15 protein-coding genes are annotated in these 19,917 nt (G+C 53.3%); 6 read left to right on the top strand and 9 right to left on the bottom strand.

Going from position 1 to position 19,917, the window contains the following annotated elements; genetic code table 11:
• The first annotated feature begins 90 nt into the window (after positions 1-90).
• From lptD to apaH, 6 genes are read left to right on the top strand one after another with little or no spacing between them, the layout of a single operon-like run.
• Positions 91-2,475 (top strand): LPS assembly protein LptD, encoded by a 2,385-nt coding sequence (gene lptD, locus ACCW76_RS10845; RefSeq protein ID WP_436338527.1) that lies wholly within the window; start codon positions 91-93, stop codon positions 2,473-2,475.
• Between the two features lie 54 nt (positions 2,476-2,529).
• Positions 2,530-3,825 (top strand): peptidylprolyl isomerase SurA, encoded by a 1,296-nt coding sequence (gene surA / locus ACCW76_RS10840; RefSeq protein ID WP_436338526.1) that lies wholly within the window; start codon positions 2,530-2,532, stop codon positions 3,823-3,825.
• On the top strand, positions 3,815-4,807 hold the full coding sequence (gene pdxA / locus ACCW76_RS10835; protein WP_436338525.1) for a 4-hydroxythreonine-4-phosphate dehydrogenase PdxA: 993 nt from the start codon (positions 3,815-3,817) through the stop codon (positions 4,805-4,807). The genes surA and pdxA overlap by 11 nt, the downstream gene beginning before the upstream one ends.
• Positions 4,800-5,624 (top strand): 16S rRNA (adenine(1518)-N(6)/adenine(1519)-N(6))-dimethyltransferase RsmA, encoded by an 825-nt coding sequence (gene rsmA / locus ACCW76_RS10830; RefSeq protein ID WP_436338524.1) that lies wholly within the window; start codon positions 4,800-4,802, stop codon positions 5,622-5,624. The genes pdxA and rsmA overlap by 8 nt, the downstream gene beginning before the upstream one ends.
• A 4-nt stretch (positions 5,625-5,628) precedes the next feature.
• Entirely contained in the window at positions 5,629-6,006 is a 378-nt protein-coding gene (gene apaG / locus ACCW76_RS10825; protein ID WP_034826077.1) for a Co2+/Mg2+ efflux protein ApaG, read from the top strand.
• A gap of 51 nt (positions 6,007-6,057) precedes the next feature.
• Entirely contained in the window at positions 6,058-6,927 is an 870-nt protein-coding gene (gene apaH / locus ACCW76_RS10820; RefSeq protein WP_436338523.1) for a bis(5'-nucleosyl)-tetraphosphatase (symmetrical) ApaH, read from the top strand.
• A 185-nt stretch (positions 6,928-7,112) separates the two neighbouring features.
• On the opposite strand, the gene folA is transcribed toward apaH, so the two are convergent.
• From folA to ileS, 9 genes are all read right to left on the bottom strand, one after another.
• Positions 7,113-7,592, bottom strand: a complete 480-nt coding sequence (gene folA, locus ACCW76_RS10815; RefSeq protein ID WP_038649129.1) for a type 3 dihydrofolate reductase — start codon at positions 7,590-7,592, stop codon at positions 7,113-7,115.
• A gap of 287 nt (positions 7,593-7,879) precedes the next feature.
• Complete coding sequence (locus tag ACCW76_RS10810) at positions 7,880-9,025, bottom strand: porin (RefSeq protein ID WP_200537415.1); 1,146 nt, start codon at positions 9,023-9,025, stop codon at positions 7,880-7,882.
• Between the two features lie 241 nt (positions 9,026-9,266).
• Positions 9,267-12,491 (bottom strand): carbamoyl-phosphate synthase large subunit, encoded by a 3,225-nt coding sequence (gene carB, locus ACCW76_RS10805; protein WP_038649136.1) that lies wholly within the window; start codon positions 12,489-12,491, stop codon positions 9,267-9,269.
• Between the two features lie 13 nt (positions 12,492-12,504).
• Positions 12,505-13,653 (bottom strand): glutamine-hydrolyzing carbamoyl-phosphate synthase small subunit, encoded by a 1,149-nt coding sequence (gene carA / locus ACCW76_RS10800; protein WP_034826093.1) that lies wholly within the window; start codon positions 13,651-13,653, stop codon positions 12,505-12,507.
• Positions 13,654-14,124: 471 nt separating this feature from the next.
• Positions 14,125-14,940 carry a 4-hydroxy-tetrahydrodipicolinate reductase gene (gene dapB, locus ACCW76_RS10795; RefSeq protein WP_436338522.1) on the bottom strand — a complete coding sequence of 272 codons (816 nt, stop codon included), beginning with the start codon at positions 14,938-14,940 and terminating at the stop codon, positions 14,125-14,127.
• A 222-nt stretch (positions 14,941-15,162) separates the two neighbouring features.
• Positions 15,163-16,116 carry a 4-hydroxy-3-methylbut-2-enyl diphosphate reductase gene (gene ispH, locus ACCW76_RS10790; protein ID WP_034826097.1) on the bottom strand — a complete coding sequence of 318 codons (954 nt, stop codon included), beginning with the start codon at positions 16,114-16,116 and terminating at the stop codon, positions 15,163-15,165.
• The gene (gene fkpB, locus ACCW76_RS10785; RefSeq protein ID WP_034826099.1) at positions 16,097-16,567 is read right to left on the bottom strand and encodes an FKBP-type peptidyl-prolyl cis-trans isomerase; all 471 of its coding nucleotides are present in this window, start codon (positions 16,565-16,567) and stop codon (positions 16,097-16,099) included. The genes ispH and fkpB overlap by 20 nt, the downstream gene beginning before the upstream one ends.
• 3 nt (positions 16,568-16,570) lie before the next feature.
• Complete coding sequence (lspA, locus tag ACCW76_RS10780; RefSeq protein ID WP_038649144.1) at positions 16,571-17,074, bottom strand: signal peptidase II; 504 nt, start codon at positions 17,072-17,074, stop codon at positions 16,571-16,573.
• Positions 17,074-19,893 (bottom strand): isoleucine--tRNA ligase, encoded by a 2,820-nt coding sequence (ileS, locus tag ACCW76_RS10775; RefSeq protein WP_436338521.1) that lies wholly within the window; start codon positions 19,891-19,893, stop codon positions 17,074-17,076. Before ileS ends, lspA begins: the two co-directional genes overlap by 1 nt.
• Positions 19,894-19,917: the final 24 nt, after the last annotated feature.

Here is a 19,917-nt window from a genome sequence, read left to right as displayed (position 1 = left end):
GATTAACACTGGCACAACGCCGGGCAGTAAGTTAGTCTCTGAGCCGATTGTCGGCATGATGCCCGTTCTCATGGAAATCCCGAACCGCGTATGAAAAAACAGATACCTACCCTGCTGGCAACCATGATTGGTGCAGCGCTCTACAGTCAGCAGTCATTCGCCGACGATCTGATGTCGCAATGTATGCTGGGCGTGCCGAGCTACAACCGTCCGCTGGTCAGCGGCGACACCAATTCGCTGCCTGTCACCATCAACTCTGATTCGGCCAAGGGTAACTACCCGAATGACGCGGTATTCACGGGCAATGTTGATGTGCAGCAGGGCAATAGCCGCTTACGTGCCGATGAAATGCAACTGCATCAGCGTCAGCAGGATGGACAGACAACGCCAGTGCGCACCGTGGATGCGCTGGGTAATGTGCACTATGACGACAACCAGGTCATCCTGAAAGGTCCGAAAGCGTGGTCCAATCTGAACACCAAAGACACCAACGTGTGGAACGGTGATTACCAGATGGTGGGCCGTCAGGGCCGTGGCGTCGCCGATCAGATGAAACTGCGCGGCAATAACCGTTATACCATTCTGGAAAATGGCAGCTTTACCTCCTGTTTGCCGGGTTCCAACAGCTGGAGCGTCGTCGGTTCCGAAGTGATCCAGGACCGCCAGGAAGAAGTGGCGGAGATATGGAACGCACGCTTTAAACTCGGCAATGTGCCGGTGTTTTACAGCCCTTATATGCAGTTACCGATTGGCGATCGCCGTCGCTCCGGTTTCCTGATCCCGAATGCCAAGTACGGTAGTAACAACGGCTTCGAATTTATGCTGCCGTATTACTGGAACATCGCGCCACAGGCAGATGCCACGATTACGCCGCATTACATGAGCAAACGTGGTCTGCAATTGCAGAACGAATTCCGCTATCTGACCGTATTTGGTTCCGGTTTGATGGAACTGGATTATCTGCCGTCCGATAAGCAGTTCGATAACGACAAAGCGGTGCGTGGCATCTCTCAAGATGCCAGCTCTAATCGCTGGTTATTCTACTGGCAGCATGCTGGGGTGTATGAGCAGCACTGGCGCTTTAATGCCAACTATACCAAGGTCAGCGATCCGTACTACTTCAACGACCTTGATTCGAAGTACTACAGCTCAACGGATGGCTACGCGACTCAGAAATTTAGCTTCGGTTATGCTGATACTAATTGGGACGCCACACTGTCGACCAAAGATTTCCAGGTATTTGGTACGACAGATACCACCAATGTTTATCGTGCGATGCCTCAACTCGATCTGAATTTTTATCAGAACGATATGGGACCGTTTGATGGGCGTGTTTATGCGCAGGCGGTGAAATTCACCAACGTAAATAGCCGTATGCCAGAGGCAACACGGTTACATATCGAACCGACCTTGAGCTTGCCACTTTCCAACGGCTGGGCAAGTCTGGACACCGAAGCTAAACTCCTGGCAACTCACTATGAACAGACTGGCATCGAAAACTACAACAGTAATGTTGATGCAGACAGTGCCAGCGGACAGTTGAAAAGTTCAGTCAACCGAACCATGCCTCAGTTCAAAGTGGATGGGCGTTTAGTGTTTGACCGCGATATGGATTGGGAACCGGGTTACACGCAAACGCTGGAACCGCGTGTTCAGTATCTCTATATCCCTTATCGCAACCAGAGCAATATCTACCCATACGATTCGACATTGCTGCAAACCGACTACACCGGACTGTTCCGCGATCGTACTTATAGCGGCCTGGATCGCATCGCATCGGCTAACGAACTCTCAACCGGTGTCACTACGCGAATTTATGATAACGATCTGGTTGAACGTTTTAACGTTTCTGTGGGTCAAATCTACTCGTTTACCCCGTCTCGTACCGGCGTAAACCAGACAAATGATGATGATGACACCGGCAGCCTGGTATGGGCTGGTGACACCTATTGGAAAATCAGCGATCGCTGGGGCGCACGCGGTGGCATTCAATATGACACACGCCTGGACAATGTATCTCAGGGTAATGCCATTCTGGAGTACCGACAGGATACCGATCGCATGGTGCAGTTGAGCTACCGCTATAGCAGCCCTGAGTATGTCGCTCAGGCACTCAGCGGCTCAACACTGGTTACCGATCCTAATTATCGCAAAATTTACGAAAAAGGGATTTCACAAGTCGGTGCGACCGCGAGCTGGCCAATTGCTGATGCCTGGTCACTGGTCGGCGGTTATTACTACGATACCCGCAACAGTCGTCCGGCTGAACAACTGGTAGGCCTGCAGTACAGCTCGTGCTGCTACGCCATTCGTCTGGGTTACGAGCGCAAGATCAACGGCTGGGAAAACAACGACAGTAAGTACGACAACCAAATCTCATTCAACATTGAGCTACGTGGTCTGAGTTCTAACTATGGCTTAGGCACCAATGAAATGCTGCGTCAGGGCATCATCCCTTACCAGCGCGCTTTCTGATGTTGTGATGTTTGACAGGCTATCCCGCAGTGCGGAAACAACAATGGATAAAGTATGAAGAACTGGAGAATGCTGATTCTTGGTGTAGCGATCACCGCTAACACTGCGTTCGCAGCCCCACAAGAGGTTGATAAAGTTGCTGCCGTCGTGAATAACGGCGTGGTACTGGAAAGTGACGTTGATAACATGATGCGCACCGTAAAATCACAGGCGCAGCAGGCTCATCAACAGTTACCTGATGACAAAACCTTGCGTCATCAGATCCTTGAGCGTCAGGTCATGGATGCCATCATTCTTCAGATGGGCGAGAAAGCCGGCTTGCAGGTCAGCGATCAGCAGTTAGATCAGGCCATTCAAAATATCGCCGCACAAAATAAGATGAGCATGGACCAGTTGCGTAGCCGCCTGGCCTATGACGGAATGAACTACAACGCTTACCGTGCGCAGATCCGTCAGGAAATGCTGATCTCTGAAGTGCGTAATAACGAAGTGCGCCGCCGTGTCACCATCCTGCCGCAGGAAGTGGATACGCTGGCAACGCAGATTGGTTCTCAGAACACTCAGGGTACCGAACTGAACGTGAGCCAGATCTTGCTGCCGCTGTCAGAAAATCCGACGCAACAGCAGGTTGACGATCAGGAAGCGCTGGCGCGTCAATTAGTTGGTCAACTGAAAAGCGGTGCCGATTTCGGCAAAATGGCAGTGACTTACTCTGCCGATCCGCAAGCGCTGAAAGGCGGCAACATGGGTTGGGCAAAGATTGAAGAGCTGCCTACCCTGTTCTCGCAAGCGTTGAGCACCGCGAAGAAGGGTGACATTGTCGGCCCAATCCGTTCTGGCGTTGGCTTCCACATTCTGAAAGTGAACGACCTGCGCGGTGAAAGCAAAAACATCTCTGTCACCGAAGTGCATGCGCGTCACATTCTGCTGAAGCCTTCTCCGATCCTCACTGACGCGCAGGCGCAAGCGAAGATCGAGCAGATTGCTGCAGATATCAAAAGTGGTAAAACCACCTTTGCCGCCGCAGCAAAACAGTTCTCTGACGATCCGGGTTCAGCCAATCAGGGCGGCGATCTCGGCTGGGCAACCCCGGAAATCTACGATCCAGCCTTCCGTGATGCGCTGCTGAAGCTGCAAAAAGGCCAGGTCAGCGAGCCGGTACACTCATCCTTCGGCTGGCATTTGATTCAGTTACTGGATACCCGCCAGGTTGATAAAACCGATGCGGCGCAGAAAGAGCGTGCTTATCGTCTGCTGTTCAACCGTAAATTTGCCGAAGAAGCACAAACCTGGATGCAGGAACAACGCGCCAGTGCTTACGTGAAGATTCTGGACAGCAATGGTCAGTAATTATCGTGTGGTGATCACGCCCGGCGAACCCGCCGGGATTGGTCCTGATCTTACCGTTCAACTGGCTCAGCTCGACTGGCCAGTTGAACTGGTGGTCTGTGCCGATGGCCATGTGCTGCGTCAGCGCGCCCAGCAACTGGGCTTACCGCTGACGCTGCGCGATTACCAACCGGGTGTTGCGGCACAAGCACAGCAGGCCGGTACGTTAACGCTGCTGCAGGTTGATACTGCGCAGCCGGTCACGCCCGGTGAATTAACCGTAGCGAATGGGCACTACGTATTGGAAACGCTGGCGCGTGCCTGCGACGGTTGCCTTAACGGTGAATTTGCCGCGTTGATTACCGGACCGGTGCACAAAGGCGTCATCAATGACGCTGGCATTCCGTTTACCGGTCATACCGAATTTTTCGCCGAACGCGCGGGTGGCGATCGCGTCGTGATGATGTTGGCTACCGAAGAGTTGCGTGTCGCCCTCGCGACCACGCATTTGCCGTTGAAAGATGTCGCTGACGCCATTACTCGCGACTGCCTGCATGAAGTCATTACGATTCTGCATCAGGATTTACAGCAGAAATTCGGTTTACCGCATCCCCATATCTTCGTCTGCGGCCTGAACCCGCATGCGGGCGAAAGCGGCCATATGGGCCGTGAAGAAATTGATACTATTATTCCGGCACTCGACGAACTGCGTCAGCAAGGTATTCAGCTCACCGGCCCATTACCGGCTGATACGCTGTTCCAGCCGAAGTATTTACAGCATGCCGATGCGGTCCTGGCGATGTATCACGATCAGGGCTTACCGGTGCTAAAATTTCAGGGGTTTGGTCGCGCGGTGAATATCACCCTTGGCCTGCCCTTTATCCGGACTTCTGTCGACCATGGTACCGCGCTGGAATTAGCCGGCCAGGGCAAGGCGGAACCGGGCAGCTTTATCACGGCGCTTAATCTCGCCATCACTATGATCAAGAGCAGTAATGAATAATCGCGTCCATCAGGGGCATTTTGCCCGTAAACGTTTCGGGCAGAACTTCCTGAACGATCAGTACATTATCGACAGCATTGTCTCCGCTATTCACCCGCAGAAGGGAGAAGCGATTGTGGAGATTGGTCCCGGCCTTGGTGCCTTAACTGAACCGGTGGGCGAACGCCTCGATGAACTGACCGTTGTAGAACTGGACCGCGATCTGGCTGCACGTTTGCAGACCCATCAGTTCCTCGGACCGAAGCTGACCATTTATCAGCAAGATGCCATGACTTTCGATTTCTCGGCGCTGGCGCAGGAGAAAGGTCAGCCACTGCGCGTCTTTGGCAACCTGCCTTACAATATTTCGACCCCGCTGATGTTCCACCTTTTCAGCTATACTGGTTCGATTAAAGACATGCACTTCATGCTGCAGAAAGAAGTGGTAAACCGTTTGGTTGCCGGACCAGGCAGTAAAGCCTATGGCCGCCTGAGCGTGATGGCGCAGTACTATTGCCAGGTGATTCCGGTGTTGGAAGTACCACCCGAATCCTTTACGCCTGCGCCAAAAGTCGATTCCGCCGTGGTGCGTTTGATGCCTTACCCAGAGCCGCCTTATCCGGTGAGCGATATTCGCCTGCTGAGCCGCATCACCACTGAAGCCTTTGGTCAACGCCGTAAAACCCTGCGTAATAGCCTTGCACATATGTTTACTGCGGGTGCGTTGGATGAACTGAACATTGATGCCTCGCTGCGTGCTGAGAATGTCACCGTGGCGCAGTATTGCCAATTGGCGAACTGGCTGGGTAATCATCAGGCTGAAACCCCGGAGAAATAAGTGTATGAGTGAACTGGCCCGCGTCTGTATTCATGTATTGAGTCAATATGTGGAATCACAATCCTTGCCCGACGAGGATCGCTACGTGTTTGCCTACACCATCACCATACGTAATCTGGGACGAAATAGCGTTCAACTGCATAGCCGCTACTGGCTTATCACCAATGGCAACGGTCGTGAGACTGAAGTTCAGGGGGAAGGTGTGGTTGGCGAGCAACCGCACATTGCCGCTGGCGGTGAGTATCAGTACACCAGCGGTGCGATTCTGGAAACCCCAATGGGCACCATGCAAGGTCATTATGTGATGATCGACGATGAAGGTGAAGAATTTCACGTCGACATTCCGGTGTTCCGACTCGCCGTGCAAACCCACATACATTAATCCCCCTCCGCCCGGCCTGTCCGGGCGGCGCGTTTTGATCGGACTGACGTAATGAGTACATACCTGATTGGCGATATTCACGGCTGTTATGACGAGCTACGTGCGCTGCTGGCGCAGGTTGATTTCGATCCGCAGCAAGACGAGCTTTGGCTCACCGGCGACTTAGTGGCGCGTGGCCCGGGTTCGCTGGATGTGCTGCGCTATGTGAAATCGCTGGGAGATTGCGTGCGACTGGTGCTCGGCAATCACGATCTGCATCTGCTGGCGGTTTATGCGGGCATCAGCCGTAACAAACCTAAAGATCGTCTGACGCCATTGTTAGAGGCGCACGACGCTGATGAACTGATCAACTGGTTACGTCGCCAGCCGCTGTTACAGGTAGATGAAGAGAAAAAGCTGTTGATGGCTCATGCGGGTATCACACCGCAGTGGGATCTCGACACAGCAAAACTCTGTGCGCGTGAAGTTGAAGCCGTGCTGGCCAGCGACACCTACCCGCTGTTCCTGGATGCAATGTACGGCGACATGCCGAACAACTGGACACCGGAATTGAGCGGTTTGGCACGTCTGCGCTTCAGCACCAATGCTCTGACGCGTATGCGCTTCTGCTTCCCCAACGGTCAGCTGGATATGATCTGCAAAGAAGCCCCCAACTCTGCGCCACCGCCATTGAAACCCTGGTTCCTCGTTCCGGCCAAAATCGACCGCGACTATACGCAGGTGTTTGGCCACTGGGCTTCGCTGGAAGGTAAAGGGACACCTGAACACATAATCGGACTGGATACCGGTTGCTGCTGGGGCGGAACGTTAACGCTGCTGCACTGGGAATCACAACGCTATTATGTGCAGGCCTCCAACCGCGAAAAGGCGATGGCAGAGAGTGCCACCAGCGCACATCCGCCATTGAGCGACATGCATTAATAAATGCCTCGGCCAATTAACCATTGCCGCAGATCATAAACAAAAAGCCCCGCAAATTGAGCGGGGCTTTTTTTCTTTCGCCATAATCGATGGTGCTGAGATTTCCCGGTCGCCGAAATGGCGACACTACGACGATATGGCACAATTTTCGTCAGGGGCGCATTGATGCGCACCGGGATAAACCATCAACGGCGATCTAAAATCTCAAAGCAGTAGCTGTGCGAGTTTTGCGCATCGGCGTCATGAAACTCGCTAAAGGTCGATTGCCACTCATCCGGCTCGTAATCCGGGAATTGGGTGTCACCTTCGACTTCGGCATCAATGTGTGTGAGATACAAACGATCGGCACGCGCCAGCATCTGTTCGTAAATGCGACCGCCACCGATCACCATGACCTCTTCCACGTCTCCCGCCGCTTTCACTGCTTCGTCCAGTGAAGTCACCCAGGTCACGCCGTCATGGGTGCCAGGCTGGCTGCTCACCACAATATTTAAACGTCCCGGTAGCGGGCGGCCGATTGATTCAAAGGTCAGACGCCCCATAATCACCGGCTTATTCAGCGTATTACGTTTGAACCACGCCAAATCAGCAGGCAGGTTCCATGGCATGGCGTTTTCCATACCAATAATGCGATCGGCTGCCAGTGCTGCGATCAGACTAATCATGTTAAAAGACCTACAGGAAAAAAATTGGCGCCATCATACGTAAAGGCGAAAGTTTCGTCGATAGGCCGCCCCCGCTATTTGCGTAAAGCTCCTATGCGACCGCATTTTTGTTATTGGACAGAGTTTTACACCGACTTTCCCACCATACATGGAAATAGACGCCAGATTAGTCCAGCTGAACGCTACAACTCAGGGCGAAATGAGGCTTTGACGTGATGGAGTGTAAAGAAAACAGCACTGTCTGCGACAAAGAAAAACGGCTCCCGCAGGAGCCGTTGTCACTTCGATTAGAAATCGTAGCGCAGACGCACCAGGTTCATGTTACCCAGTGATTTGTCGGTGCTTGAGGTGATCACGTATTCGTAGTCCACCTGGAAGCCGTAATCCAGTTTAGTGCTGATACCGACACCATTGTCGATACGTTTGTAGTTACGTCCATTGACGAACTCCAGACGGTCGCCCATGAAGTATGGCTGGATCGATTTAACCGCATACTGATCGATAGCGAATTTGTAGCCCGCGAAGTATTCAACGCCCCACGCATCATCTGCGAAGTAGTTGTTGACGTTCTTCACTGTGGTTGGGGAGAAGTTCTGGTACCAACCCGCACCGGCAGACAACGTCCAGTTATCAGGTTTCCAGCTCAGCGCGGTACCGTAGATGTTCTGGTTGTAATCTTTGTCATCGCCATTGGCTGCATTACGCATGGTGGCGCGCGTATAGTTCCACGCGGTTCCCCATGTTAAATCTTTCGTGATGTGGTAATCGATACCCAGTGAACCACCGCTCTTACGCTTATAGCGCAGGCTGTTGTTCTTCTGCAGCAGTTCATTATCTGCAAACAGATAAGACGCATAAACATCGACGTCGCCGAAGGTGTTTTTGTACTTCAGCATCTTACGTGAACGGTATGAACCGTCGTAATCGCCGTTGATACCATTGCCCGGTGCCTGAGCCAGCATGTCGTAGTCCCAGATATCGGTCTTCGCGCCAACCACATCATAGTAAACGCTGTTCTGCTGACCAAAGGTCAACTGACCCCAGGTTTTGCTTTTCAGACCGGTATACAGCTGTCGGCGCGTGGTGTTGTTCTGGCCATCGGCATAGTGGTGATCCCAACCCCACCAAGCCGGGAAGTTCACGCCCAGCTCGTAGTAGCTGACCCAGCTAATGTCATCAAACAGGTAGTAATCAGCGGAGAAACGGAAACGTGAACCGCCATCGTAGCCGTTACGTTTATACGATTGGTCACTGACACCAGCCTGATGCTGGAACTGAGGACGAATACTGCCGCCGACTTTGAAATCAAGACGACTAAGTGGATCGCCCGCCTGCGGATCCTGCTTCAGCAGGGTAATTTCCGCCTGGCTGGCGAGAGGCGCAGCAACTAATAACGCAGCCACTGCGCTGAGGGTGAAAGCACGCATTTTCATTTTTTATATCCCAGTTAAGGTGAGCGCTCTATTGATGAGCGCTCAAGATAGTACGGTGCGCTTACCGGGATCGTATTTATAAATTTGTGCGGATAATCCGAGGTGTAACCGTTATCGCATCAACTGATAAAAACTATGTCAAATCAATAGATTTTTCACACATAACCTTATTCAACCAATGATAAACAGGCGAAAAAAAACGGCTCCCGGAGGAGCCGTTTTAAGTCGGTCAACTTATTGATTAACCTTTGATTTGCGCATGCATTTCCTGCACTGAAATCACTTTCTCAGTCGGGTCGGCATTCAACGCCATCGCCGTAGCAAATCCACCGTTCAGCGTGGTGTCATAATGCACTTTATATTGCAGCGCACTGCGGCGAATCAGTTTGGAATCTTCAATCGCCTGACGACCCGCGGTGGTATTAACGATGTAGGTGTACTCACCATTCTTCAGACGGTCCTGAATGTGTGGACGACCTTCATGCACCTTGTTAACCAGACGTGGGTTGATACCGGCTTCACCCAGCACCACAGCGGTACCGTGTGTGGCATCTAACTCGAAGCCAAACTTCTGCAGCTTCGCCGCCAGGTCAACAATACGTTTCTTATCGCCTTCGCGCACTGACAGTAACGCACGACCGGTTTTCTTCATGTTGCTCTGCGCACCCAGCATCGCTTTGGCAAACGCCTCAGCGAAGGTACGGCCGACACCCATCACTTCACCGGTAGAACGCATCTCTGGGCCAAGAATCGGGTCAACACCCGGGAACTTGTTGAACGGCAGCACCACTTCTTTCACCGAATAATACGGTGGAATGATTTCTTTCGTGACGCCCTGCTCAGCCAGGGTTTTCCCTGCCATCACACGCGCAGCCACTTTCGCTAAAGGTACACCGGTCGCTTTAGACACGAATGGCACGGTACGCGCCGCACGTGGGTTCACCTCAATCAGGTAGACTTCGTTGTCCTTCACCGCAAACTGCACGTTCATCAAACCGCGCACGTTCAGCTCGAAGGCCAGTTTCTCGACCTGTTGACGCATCACGTTCTGGATTTCAGTGCTCAGCGTATAAGCCGGCAGTGAACAGGCGGAGTCACCGGAGTGAACACCGGCTTGCTCGATGTGCTCCATGATGCCACCAATCAGCACACGTTCACCGTCGCAAATCGCATCCACGTCGACTTCCACTGCATCATCCAGGAAGCGGTCCAGCAGTACCGGTGCATCGTTGGAAACAGAAACCGCGGTCTGGAAGTAACGCTTCAGGTCGATTTCATCATAAACGATTTCCATCGCACGGCCGCCCAGCACATAAGAAGGACGCACCACCAACGGATAACCGATACCTGCGGCTTTCTCGACGGCTTGTTCCAGCGTAGCCACGGTGGCGTTAGCCGGTTGCTTCAGGCTCAGGCGATCAACCGCCTGCTGGAAGCGCTCACGATCTTCAGCGCGGTCAATCGCATCTGGGCTGGTACCAATCACGGGTACGCCTGCCGCTTCCAGCGCACGCGCCAGCTTCAGCGGGGTCTGGCCGCCGTACTGCACGATGACGCCTTTAGGCTTCTCGATGCGCACGATTTCCAGCACGTCTTCCAGCGTCACCGGTTCGAAGTACAAGCGGTCGGAGGTGTCGTAGTCAGTCGATACGGTCTCTGGGTTACAGTTCACCATAATGGTTTCGTAACCGTCTTCGCGCAGCGCCAGCGCCGCATGTACGCAGCAGTAATCGAACTCGATTCCCTGACCGATACGGTTTGGACCGCCGCCCAAAATCATGATTTTGTCACGATCCTGGTTTGGATTCGCTTCGCACTCTTCTTCATAAGTGGAGTACATATAAGCGGTATCGGTGGAGAATTCTGCCGCACAGGTGTCTACGCGTTTGTAGACTGGGTGCAGGTTGAACTGCTGACGCAGCTTGCGAATTTCGCTCTCCGCCACGCCCGCCAGGTTTGCCAGACGCACGTCAGCAAAGCCTTTGCGCTTCAGTGCACGCAGGAAATCAGCATTCAGTGAGTTAACACCTTCACGCGCAACCTGCTCTTCCAGGCGCACCAGCTCTTCGATTTGCACCAGGAACCAGCGGTCAATGTTAGTCAGGTTGAACACGCCATCCACCGACATACCGGCACGGAACGCATCGGCGATGTACCAGATACGGTCAGAACCGGCATCTTTCAGCTCACGGCGGATGCGGGTCAGCGCTTCGGCATCATCCAGATCCACTTTCGGGTCGAAGCCGTTTGCACCGACTTCCAGACCGCGCAGCGCTTTCTGCATTGATTCCTGGAAGGTGCGGCCAATTGCCATCACTTCACCCACAGATTTCATCTGCGTGGTCAGGCGGTCATTGGCGCCAGCGAACTTCTCGAAGTTGAAGCGAGGGATCTTGGTCACAACGTAGTCGATTGACGGCTCAAACGACGCCGGCGTACGACCGCCGGTGATGTCATTCATCAGCTCATCAAGGGTGAAGCCCACCGCCAGTTTCGCGGCGACTTTTGCAATCGGGAAACCGGTGGCTTTGGAGGCCAGCGCTGACGAGCGCGACACACGCGGGTTCATCTCGATAACAACCAGACGACCATCTTTCGGATTGACTGAGAACTGGACGTTAGAACCGCCGGTTTCAACACCGATTTCACGCAGTACCGCCAGCGAGGCGTTACGCATGATTTGGTATTCTTTATCGGTCAGGGTTTGCGCCGGTGCCACGGTGATCGAGTCACCGGTGTGGATACCCATCGCATCGAAGTTTTCGATTGAGCAGACGATGATGCAGTTGTCGTTTTTATCACGCACCACTTCCATCTCGTACTCTTTCCAGCCAATCAGCGACTCATCAATCAGCAGCTCATTGGTAGGGGACAGATCCAGGCCACGCTCGCAAATCTCTTCGAACTCTTCGCGGTTGTAAGCGATACCGCCACCCGTCCCGCCCATGGTGAACGAAGGACGAATGATGCACGGGAAGCCCACATCTTCAGCCACGGCCAGTGCTTCTTCCATGGTATGCGCGATACCAGAGCGAGCAGTACCCAGACCGATACTTTTCATCGCTACATCAAAGCGGCGGCGGTCTTCGGCTTTATCGATGGCATCTGCGGTCGCACCAATCATGGTGACACCAAACTCTGCCAGTACACCCTGACGTTCCAGTTCCAGCGCGCAGTTCAGCGCTGTCTGGCCGCCCATGGTCGGCAGAACCGCATCCGGGCGCTCTTTTTCAATGATCTTACGCACCACTTCCCAGTGAATCGGCTCGATATAGGTCGCATCGGCCATTTCCGGGTCGGTCATAATGGTAGCCGGGTTGGAGTTTACCAGAATGACGCGGTAACCCTCTTCACGCAGCGCTTTACACGCCTGTGCACCGGAGTAGTCAAATTCACATGCCTGGCCGATAACGATCGGGCCAGCGCCAAGGATCAGGATGGATTTTATGTCTGTACGTTTTGGCATCGTGGGCTCCTGATTACTTCGCGTTAGAACGGTAAGCTTCGATCAGTTCGATAAAGTGATCGAACAGCGGCGCCGCATCGTGCGGGCCTGGGCTCGCTTCAGGGTGTCCCTGGAAGCTGAAGGCCGGTTTATCTGTGCGGTGAATACCTTGTACCGTCTGGTCGAACAGCGACACATGCGTGACACGCAGATTCGCTGGCAACTGGCTGTCATCAACCGCAAAACCGTGGTTCTGCGCGGTAATCATCACCACATTGTTGTCGAGATCTTTGACCGGATGGTTGCCGCCGTGGTGGCCGAGTTTCATCTTGATGGTTTTCGCACCGCTTGCCAGTGCCAGCAGCTGATGGCCAAGGCAGATACCGAACACTGGAATATCGGTTTTCAGGAACGCCTGAATTGCATTGATGGCGTAGTCACACGGCTCCGGGTCACCAGGACCGTTCGACAGGAAGATGCCATCTGGATTCAGTGCCAGCACCTCTTCTGCGCTGGTTTTGGCCGGGACAACCGTCAAGCGGCAGCCACGATCCACCAGCATACGCAGGATGTTGCGCTTAGCGCCGAAGTCATAGGCAACAACGTGGAACGGCAGCTCTGCAGCCGTTTTCTGCTCAGGCAAATCCCCTTCCAGGGTCCAGCTACCCTGCTGCCACGCGTAAGTTTCTGCGGTAGTCACTTCTTTTGCCAGATCCATCCCTTTCAAGCCCGGGAACGCCTGCGCCTTTTGCAGCGCCAATGCCGCATCCGGATTATCACCCGCAATAATGCAGCCGCTCTGTGCGCCTTTCTCACGCAGCAAACGGGTCAGTTTGCGCGTATCAATATCGGCGATGCCTACAATGTTATTGCGCTGCAAGTAAGCTGACAGGCTTTCTTCACTGCGGAAGTTGCTGGTGATCAGCGGCAGGTCGCGAATAACGAGGCCTTGAGCATGGATTTGGCTGGATTCTTCATCGGCGGCATTAACGCCAACATTGCCGATATGGGGATAAGTGAGGGTAACGATTTGGCGGGAATAGGAAGGATCAGTGAGGATTTCTTGATAACCAGTCATTGACGTGTTGAAAACGACTTCCCCCACTGCCGACCCCGTTGCCCCGATGGCCCGACCGTGGAATTGGGTTCCGTCTTCCAGAACCAAGAGCGCTGACTTAATCAAAACATCCTCCAGGGAATAAACAGTCACAATATTTGCATATTAATTCAAAATACATGCCCGAATCAATGCAAAATCCGCCTGAATGCTCGAATTTTGGCAAATTGCGCGCATTCTAATGATCGACCTTCAGCTTGTCTACCCTGAGCGACTATTTTTTTGTATTTTTAAGGCTGTTGAATGTTAAAAAGCGAGAAAGGCGATAAAAGAGTGAGATAAGTGAGGAAAATAAACGGTTGCTAAGCGGCAATAATCGCAAACACGTGCTACCACGCATAAATTTTTGACCAAATGGTCAAAAATCGCATCTTACTGACTCCTTAATAGACATAAAGCTTGTGAAATGGCCATCACAAGACAAAATAGCAACCAACCCATCATTTTAACAAGTAAAATAAAGGGCAATGATCACATTGCCCTATTCAATCATCATCTTACCGATTGAAATAACCACATCACGATGGTTCACAACACTCACAACATCGATAAATCCAGCACATCTCGCATATCATAGAGGCCAGATTTCTTATTCTTCAACCAACTTGCCGCCTTAACTGCGCCATTAGCAAAGGTCATGCGGCTGGAAGCCTTATGGGTAATCTCTACACGCTCGCCAACATCAGCAAACATCGCGGTATGCTCACCGACAATATCACCCGCGCGCACGGTCGCGAAACCGATGGTCTGCGCTTTACGCTCGCCGGTATGGCCTTCGCGGGCGTAGACGGCGTGCTCATCTAAATTCCAGTTCATCGCATCGGCAATGGCTTCGCCCATCGCTAACGCTGTACCTGATGGTGCATCAACTTTATGACGGTGATGCGCTTCCACGATTTCAATATCGGCATAGTCACCCATCACTTTGGCCGCTTGCTGCAGCAGATTCAGCACCAGGTTCACTCCAACACTAAAGTTCGCGGCAAACACAATGCCAATTTCTTCCGCAGCAGCGCGAATCGCTTCTTTGCCCGCTTCATCGAAACCTGTGGTGCCGATCACCATCGCTTTTTGATGCTCACGGCAGAACGCCAGATATTCCAGCGTGCCTTCCGGGCGAGTAAAGTCGATTAGCACATCAAAATCATGGACCACTTTCAGCAAATCATCGGTAACGGTAATACCGGTTTTACCGATACCAGCCAGTTCACCTGCGTCAGCGCCCAGCAGTGAAGAACCGCTGCGTGCCAGTGCTGCGCCTAACGCGACACCTTCCGCTTGCTGCACGGCCTGAATTAAATTGCGTCCCATGCGGCCCGGCGCACCAACGATAGCAATGCGGATATCACTCATAATTATTCATTCCTGATACAAATCTATGCATGCAAAGCGTAAACAGGTTAACGGTCAGATAACAGTCACGCCACAATAAAAAAGGGATAATAAGAATTTTATGCCAGCCGCCAAACATTATCAGTAAAAGCAATCCCACCTGCTGGAAGTGGTCTTTTTGGCGACGACAGATAAAGAAAAGGCCGAACGATGTCGGCCTGATTCTGTTTCGGTAGCAAACGCTTACTGGACGTTGCGCACTTCGACACGCAACTCTTTCGGCACTTCAAACACAATGTTCTCTTCGCGGCCAATCAGCTCAATCGCGGCTTCACCGCCATACTCTTTCAAGCGCTGAATCACCTGCTGCACCAGAATATCCGGTGCCGACGCGCCCGCCGTCACACCGATGATCTGCTTGCCTTTAACCCACTCTTCCTGAATGTCATCCGCTGAATCGATCAGCTTCGCCAGTTTCCCCGCACGCTGTGCCAGTTCGGCCAGACGGTTGGAGTTAGAGGAGTTTTTCGAGCCAACCACCAGCACCACTTCCGCATCACGCGCCAGAACACGCACGGCTTCCTGGCGGTTAGTGGTGGCGTAACAGATATCATCTTTGCGTGGGCCAATAATTGCCGGGAAGCGCTGACGCAGTGCATCAATCACATCTGACGTATCATCAACCGATAAAGTAGTCTGTGTCATGAAGCACAGATTGCCTTCGTCCTTAACGCTCAGCTTGAACACATCTTCCGGTGACTCCACCAAATACATGCCACCATTGGGGTTGTTATACTGCCCCATGGTGCCTTCCACTTCAGGATGTCCGGCATGACCAATCAGAATGGCTTCCACACCTTTACGGCTGGCGCGCGCCACTTCCATATGTACCTTGGTCACCAGCGGACAAGTGGCGTCAAACAGCATAGTGAGATTGCGCGCCTTCGCTTCCGCCCGCACCGCCTGAGAAACGCCGTGAGCGGAGAAGATCAGGATGGCATCGTCCGGCACTTCGCTGATCTCTTCAATGAAGATCGCTCCCCGATCGCGCAAGCTACTTACCACGTAGCGGTTATGTACCACTTCGTGACGCACGTAGATCGGTGCACCGTACATCTCCAGCGCGCGCTCCACAATACTGATGGCGCGATCCACGCCTGCACAGAAACCGCGAGGGTTAGCTAACAGGATTTGCATCGCTGGCCTCCAGCACCGGATCAATCTCCAGTACTTCAATTTCAAACTGAATGCGCTGGCCGGCCAACGGATGGTTAAAATCAACGGTGATAGAGTCACCGGAAATTTCACGGATCACACCCGGCATCTCGCTGCCACCTCTGCCGCTGAACAGCATGATGGAACCGACTTCAGGTTCGCCAGCATCTTTAAAGTCACGGCGCGAAAAGTACTGAACCAGGTCCGGACTGGTGCCACCAAAGGCATCTTCCGGTGCCAGCGTAAAGGCATGCTTATCGCCGACTTTACGTCCTAACAGTTCCTGTTCCAATGCACCCGACAAGCTGCCATCTCCAAGACGGAACAGCGCTGGTTTGCCGTTGGCGCGTGTGGATTCCGCTGTTGAGCCATCTTCCAGCTTCAGCGTGAAATGCACCAGCAACGCGCTATCGCGCTGTACGGACTCAGTCATTTGTTACCCTTTCTCTTTGACCTGTTTGTCTTTCGGCGTGAGGAATCCTTCCAGCACCACCAAGGCCGCACCAATACAGATGCCGCAGTCAGCGATGTTGAAGGTGGCAAAATGCCAGTCACCAACGTAGAAGTCGATGAAATCCACCACGAAGCCGTGATATGCACGGTCAAACAGGTTACCCAACGCCCCGCCGATAATCAGCGCGTAGGCAATATTGGTTAATTTGTTACTTGCACGGTTGCGATACATCATCACCACCAGCGCGACCACAATCGCAATCGCGATGCCGGCAAAGAACCAACGCTGCCAGCCACCTTTATCCGCCAGGAAGCTAAACGCCGCGCCATAGTTGTGCGCGTAGAACAGATTCAGGAACGGTATCAGCGGCTGTGTTTCATGCAGCATCATGTTGTTCATGATCCACTGCTTGCTGGCGAAATCGACCACGATCACCACCAGCACCAGCCACAACCAGCGCAATCCGGTAGAGCAGAGCTTACTCATCAGGCAAATTTCCGCACTTCACCGTTGCCGGCTACGTTGGTGTAACAACGTCCACAGACCGCAGCATGCTCCGGATTCTGGCCAACGTCAGTAGTGTAATGCCAGCAACGCGGACATTTCTCGCCTTCTGCTTTATGAAGTGCGATTTTCAGACCTTTCAGTACTTCGCTCTGCTGCGCTTCATCGTTGGCAGTGGCGTAATCCGCCACCGTCGCGCCGGAAGTCAGCAAGACAAAACGCAACTCATCGCCCAGCGCCTGCAGTTTAGCGGCCAGTTCAGCATCCGCGTAAAGCGTTACTGCGGCTTCCAGTGCGCCACCGATACGTTTATCGCTGCGCGCTTGCTCGATCACTTTGTTGACTTCGCCGCGCACTTTCAGCAGCTCATCCCAGTAGGCGTCGTTCAGTGCTTCGTTATCCGCCAGACCAAACAGGCCTTCATACCACTCTTCAGTGAATACGTATTTAGCACGTTCACCCGGCAGGTAGCCCCAGATTTCATCAGCAGTGAAGGACATGATTGGCGCCATCCAGCGCACCAGCGCTTCAACAATGTGCCACAGCGCGGTCTGGCAACTACGACGCGCGAGGCTGTCACCTTTCGCGGTGTACTGACGATCTTTGATCACATCAAGATAGAACGAGCCCATTTCGATGGAGCAGAAGTGCATCAGACGCTGCACCACTTCATGGAAATCGTAGTTCTCGTACGACTGGACGATGTCTTGCTGTGCAGCCAGCGCACGGCCAACCGCCCAGCGATCCACGACCACCATCTCTTCTGGCTTCACGCAATCCGTCGCCGGGTTGAAGCCCGCGAGGTTAGCCAGCAGGAAACGCGCGGTGTTACGGATACGACGATAGCTGTCAGCGGCACGCTTCAGGATCTCATCGGACACCGCCATTTCACCGGAGTAATCGGTTGAGGCGACCCACAGACGCAAGATATCCGCGCCCAGTTTGTCCATCACATCCTGCGGCGCCACGGTGTTGCCGATAGATTTCGACATCTTGCGGCCCTGACCGTCCACGGTGAAACCGTGCGTCAGTACCTGACGATAAGGCGCTTTGCCTTTCATCGCCGTCGAGATCATCAGCGAAGACATGAACCAGCCACGATGCTGATCTGAACCTTCCAGATACATATCCGGCGCATGGCCGCCAAATTCTGGGCGCGCATCGACCACGGAGTAGCTGGTTGAGCCTGAATCGAACCACACATCCAGCGTATCCGGTACTTTGACGTAGTTGTCAGCGTCGTCGCCCATCAGATCGCGCGGATCGAGATCCCACCATGCCTGAATGCCATCCTGCTCTACGCACTTCGCGACTTTTTCCATCAGCTCCAGCGTATCCGGATGCAGCTGCTCGGTCTCTTTGTGTACGAACAGCGCCATCGGCACGCCCCAGGTACGCTGACGTGAGATACACCAGTCTGGACGGTTCGCCACCATCGCTTCGATACGCGCCTGGCCCCAATCCGGGATCCATTGCACGCCTTTGATCTCTTTCAGCGACTGCGCACGCAGGCCTTTCTGATCCATGCTGATGAACCACTGAGGGGTAGCACGGAAGATGATCGGGGTTTTGTGGCGCCAGCAGTGCGGATAGCTATGCAGCAGTTTTTCAACGTGCAGCAGTGCGCCTTTCTCTTTCAGCAGCTCAACGATCATGTCGTTGGCTTTAAACACGTTTACGCCGTCCAGCGTTGGATAGGTGCCTGGCAGGTACGCGCCATCTGGACCGACAGGGTTAGCGGTTTCCAGACCGTATTTCTGGCCGATCACATAGTCATCCGGGCCGTGTCCAGGTGCGGTATGCACTGCACCGGTACCCGCTTCCAGCGTAACGTGCTCGCCCAATACGACTTTCGACTGGATCTGCTCAAGGAACGGGTGCTGGAACAGCTGCAGCTCAAGTGCTGCACCGTTGCATTCGCCCAGGACCGTCCACTCAGCGATGCCCGCGCGCTTCATCACGCTCTCAACCATCTCTTTCGCGAGGATCAAGCTGCGGCCTTCGATTTGCAGCAGCTGATATTCAAATTCTGGATGCAGTGAGATGCCACGGTTGGCCGGCATGGTCCACGGGGTGGTGGTCCAGATAACCAGAGAAACCGGGCCTTCAGAGGTTGCAACGCCAAACTTAGCGCGTACCGCATCAGCATCAACGGCGTTAAACATCACGTCGATGGAAGGGGAGGTTTTGTCGTAGTACTCCACTTCCGCTTCAGCCAGTGCTGAACGGCAATCCATGCACCAGTGCACCGGTTTGGCACCTTTGTGCAGGTGGCCATTGCCAATAATTTTACTCAGCGCACGAATGATGTTGGCTTCAGTTTTGAAGTCCATAGTCAGGTAAGGACGATCCCAGTCACCCAGTACGCCCAAACGGATAAAGTCTTTCTTCTGGCCTTCAACCTGCTCAGCAGCATAGTTACGGCAGGCGGCACGGAATTCCGCTGCGGAGACTTTCTCGCCCGGTTTACCGATCATCTGCTCAACTTTGTGCTCAATCGGCAAGCCGTGGCAGTCCCAACCGGGTACATATGGCGAGTCGTATCCCGCCATGCCTTTCGACTTAACGATAATGTCTTTCAGAATCTTGTTAACGGAGTGACCAATATGAATGCTGCCGTTCGCGTATGGAGGGCCATCATGCAAAATAAAGGTTTTTTTCCCTTTTTTGGCTTCGCGGATGATGCCGTACAGGTTGTCATCAGTCCAACGTTGCAGCATTCCCGGTTCGCGTTTGGCCAGATCGCCACGCATCGGGAACCCCGTTTCCGGCAAATTCAGGGTAGATTTATAGTCACTCATCAGATTCTCGGTTCCGTATTTCGG

Source organism: Pantoea sp. C8B4 (assembly GCF_051336905.1).
Lineage (GTDB): Bacteria > Pseudomonadota > Gammaproteobacteria > Enterobacterales > Enterobacteriaceae > Pantoea > Pantoea rwandensis_B.
Note: the sequence above shows the minus strand (reverse complement) of the source record. Positions and strands in the feature narration are given on the sequence as shown.